This is a genomic window from Vibrio sp. 10N.286.46.A8 (assembly GCF_041470165.1).
Taxonomy (GTDB): Bacteria; Pseudomonadota; Gammaproteobacteria; order Enterobacterales; family Vibrionaceae; genus Vibrio; species Vibrio tasmaniensis_A.
The window spans coordinates 1,157-1,509 of record NZ_JBFRLX010000389.1; the positions used below are offsets into that span (position 1 = coordinate 1,157).

Genomic DNA, 353 nt, shown 5'->3' on the forward strand with positions numbered 1-353 from the left:
TGATTCGACTGTTTGATGCCCCCAAGTTCTCATGAACATTTTCAAGGTTATTAATCGCATGGTCAAAGCGGTTTTGCATCGCCCCGAGTTCAGAACGGTGACTATCAACATACTTCATCGCTGTATCCAAAATAGACACGGCGCGCTGTGCTCCACCAACATCAGTGACATTAATATCATCGACTGACTCGTAATAACCCGCCGACATCGAAAGCTCACTGGCTAACGAGCCTGAGAAAGAGATCGTGCCTGCCGTGTCTTCGCCTGACATATAGATCTGAAGCTGCCCTTCATCATTGACGGAAGCCGAAACCAGATCCGTTTGACCATTGATATAAGTCGCTAGCTCTTCA

General features: G+C 47.3%; 1 protein-coding gene. It reads right to left on the bottom strand.

Features of this window, described 5'->3' with window-relative positions; translation table 11 throughout:
• A partial coding sequence (locus AB4232_RS22620) for a flagellin (protein ID WP_372088098.1) occupies window positions 1-353 on the bottom strand: 353 nt, incomplete at both ends.